The sequence below is a fragment of the Idiomarina sp. UBA4206 genome, assembly GCF_002383015.1.
Classification (GTDB): domain Bacteria; phylum Pseudomonadota; class Gammaproteobacteria; order Enterobacterales; family Alteromonadaceae; genus Idiomarina; species Idiomarina abyssalis.
Map to the genome: position 1 here is coordinate 443 of NZ_DFTS01000004.1, position 3,268 is coordinate 3,710.

Here is a 3,268-nt window from a genome sequence, read left to right on the forward strand (position 1 = left end):
TCAACCGGGCCTTTACTGGTCGCGGGGTCGCCAATTTGTTCGCAAATCGCAACGGATTCTCCCATATTAACCAGGCGTGCTAAGTAGTTCTCTACCGCATGATAAGGCACACCTGCCATAGGGATAGGTTCGCCATTACTTTGGCCACGCGCCGTCAGAGAAATATCCAGTAACTGTGCCGAACGTTTAGCGTCTTCAAAAAACAGTTCGTAAAAGTCCCCCATACGATAGAATAAAAGCATGTCAGCATGTTCTGCTTTTATACGTAGGTATTGCTGCATCATTGGGGTATGTGATTGGATCTGTTTGTCAGAGAATTCAGGCATAGTTGAATATTCTTTTCTGGAGCCATTGTTATGTTAGCAACCACGGCAGTCGCGCCGCAAACCTTTGAACTCGCGGAACAAGTCGGTCTACGCCTGCAGCAAAAACAGCAGACAGTCTGTACCGCAGAATCCTGTACCGGAGGAGGAATAGGATACGCTATTACCGAAGTTGCTGGAAGTTCTGCTTGGTTTAATGGTGGAATAATCACCTATACTAATGCGCTCAAACAAAAGCTGCTGGCGGTTGAAACACAAGTACTGGAAAAACATGGGGCTGTTTCTGAAGCCTGTGTTGAACAAATGGCTTCCGGGGCTTTGTCCTTATGCGGTGCTGACTGGAGTATTGCAGTTAGCGGTGTAGCAGGGCCGGGAGGTGGCACTGCCGATAAACCGGTTGGTTTGGTCTGGATGGCTATTGCGAATAATAAAAGCTGCTGGACTTGGCATGAGCACTTTTCGGGTAATCGCGCAGAGATTCGTTTGAAAACAATGGACTCAGTTTTAAATAAACTGATAAATACAATTGAATTACAATAACTTAGTTGTATTTCAAGGAAAAAGTCAGAACAATACTTGATACTGTAAATGTGTACAGTATACTGTGTATAAAACCAGTGATTAATAACGGAGCTTATAATGAGCAATGATCGTCAAAAGGCGTTAGATGCAGCGCTCGGACAAATCGAACGTCAATTTGGTAAAGGTTCTATCATGCGTCTGGGCGATAACCAGACTCTGGATATTGCCTCTGTTTCAACCGGTTCATTAGGGCTGGATGTTGCTCTGGGTATTGGCGGCTTGCCTTTTGGCCGGGTCGTAGAAATTTATGGTCCTGAATCGAGCGGTAAAACAACGTTAACTCTGGAAGTTATCGCTGAAGCCCAGAAAATGGGTAAGACCTGTGCTTTCGTTGATGCTGAGCACGCACTCGACCCAATCTATGCTGAAGCTCTCGGGGTTAATGTCGATGATTTATTGATATCACAGCCAGACACCGGAGAGCAGGCGCTGGAAATCTGCGATATGTTAGTTCGCTCAGGCGCTGTCGATGTGGTTATTGTCGACTCTGTAGCGGCTTTGACACCTAAAGCTGAAATCGAAGGCGAAATGGGTGACAGCCATGTTGGTTTGCAAGCACGTTTAATGTCACAGGCTTTGCGTAAATTGACATCGAACATTAAGAAATCAAACACCATGTGTATTTTCATCAACCAAATTCGGATGAAAATAGGTGTTATGTTTGGTAACCCTGAAACGACGACAGGTGGTAACGCCTTGAAATTCTACTCTTCGGTTCGTCTGGATATTCGCCGTACCGGCGCATTGAAAGAAGGCGACGAAGTGGTCGGTAACGAAACCCGTGTTAAAGTCGTTAAGAACAAAGTTGCACCGCCCTTTAAAGAAGCAAACTTCCAAATTTTATACGGAAAAGGTATATCTAAAGAAGGCGAGCTAATTGACTTGGGTGTTAAGCACAAAATGGTCGACAAGGCAGGAGCCTGGTATAGCTATAACGGCGATAAAATCGGACAGGGTAAAGCGAACTCAATGAAGTTCTTGCAAGACAACCCGAAAATTGCTGATGAACTAGAAGGTCGTCTGCGTGAGCTGTTGTTATCCAGACCAGAAAAGAGAACGAAAGAAGACCGCGAAGCTGAACGCGCTGCGGCGAAAGAAGAAGCTAAGAACGAAGCAAAAACCAATGAGAAAGATGACATTAGTCTGTCATAAATAAAAGCTTTCTTATCAGAGTTAAAAGCCGAAGCTTATTGCTTCGGCTTTTTTGTCTAGAAGTGTTACTGAAAAGCGCTTTTGGGTGAGCTAACAGAGAACAGCTCTTGATACAGCTTAGCCGCGTAACCGTCGGTCATGCCTGACAGGTAGTCGGAAATAACGCGTAATGCATTTTCGCCTTTCTGCTTTTGCTGCATATAACGTAAGCGCGTATTTTCCGGAAGCAACCGTTCAGGTTCTACGGCCAGAACTTCGAATAATTCCATGACAATTTGCTGGCCTTTAAACTCCTGAGCCTGCATTTCCGGCTTACGAATTACCCAATTAAAAATAAACTGTTTCAATGAGTTCAGCAGAATTTTCTCGGCTTCACCGAGCTGAACTTGATACTGAAGTAACGGACATTCGAAGTCATAGGCCGTTCGTTCTAACTTTGCAGATGTCAGTAAGCGGTTCACTAAGCCACCAATGGCTTGTTTTCGACGGTGATGGCTTCCGGAAAAGAGATCCTCTGTCAGTTCCTTTGCATTAAAGTTAGGTAGCTCTGCTTCCAGTTGTCGCAGGTCAGAAAGCATTTGGTCTTCCCAGTGATGTCGCTGAATAAGACCTACGACAATAGCGTCTTCAAGATCGTGGACGCCGTAAGCGATGTCATCTGCAGCTTCCATAATGGATGCATCAATGCTTTTGAGCGCGCTTTTGCCATGGGTATTGCCAGAAGGTTGCTGTAATAATTCCTGGAAGCCTTTCTTATCTGAATCACTTAAGGGTTGAAGGACCCAGTTCAACTGCTCAGAGTCATCATCGTATAAGGCTTTAGGAGGTAACCACTCGCGGGTGCGTAAATGGCGAAAGTTAGTGACATCGGCAGGGAGTTTCTGTTGGCAAATACGACTGGCTAAGACCGGATACTTTAGTAACCCCATTAAGGTTCGCCGGGTTAAGTTCATGCCATGCTGGGGCGTGTAGGCTTCAAGTTGAGTTACAATGCGAAAGGTTTGGCCATTACCTTCAAACCCTCCGTTATTTCGCATCATGTAGTTAAGGGCAATTTCGCCGCCGTGACCAAATGGTGGATGGCCTATATCGTGAGCCAGACATAATGATTCAAGTAACGGCTCTGACAGTTCAAGCTGAGAAGCGACGTCTGGATTCTGATTACTTAAATGAACAACCAGACTTGCGCCTATTTGGCTGGCTTCGAGCGA

General features: G+C 45.4%; 3 protein-coding genes and 1 pseudogene. 2 read left to right on the top strand and 2 right to left on the bottom strand.

The features are described 5' to 3' along the window. A pseudogene (locus tag B3180_RS00320) lies at positions 1-326 on the bottom strand (DNA mismatch repair protein MutS); the annotation flags it as partial. Positions 327-356: 30 nt separating this feature from the next. Between B3180_RS00320 and B3180_RS00325 the strand changes: the two are divergent. Together B3180_RS00325 and recA are read left to right on the top strand one after the other, a co-directional pair. Beyond that, the gene (locus B3180_RS00325) at positions 357-863 is read left to right on the top strand and encodes a CinA family protein (protein WP_224797346.1); all 507 of its coding nucleotides are present in this window, start codon (positions 357-359) and stop codon (positions 861-863) included. Between the two features lie 99 nt (positions 864-962). Next, entirely contained in the window at positions 963-2,057 is a 1,095-nt protein-coding gene (recA, locus tag B3180_RS00330) for a recombinase RecA (RefSeq protein WP_054488004.1), read from the top strand. A gap of 65 nt (positions 2,058-2,122) precedes the next feature. Here recA and B3180_RS00335 read toward each other — a convergent pair. Continuing rightward, positions 2,123-3,268, bottom strand: a 1,146-nt coding sequence (locus B3180_RS00335) for an anti-phage deoxyguanosine triphosphatase (protein WP_286842198.1), incomplete at its 5' end; no start/stop codon positions are given.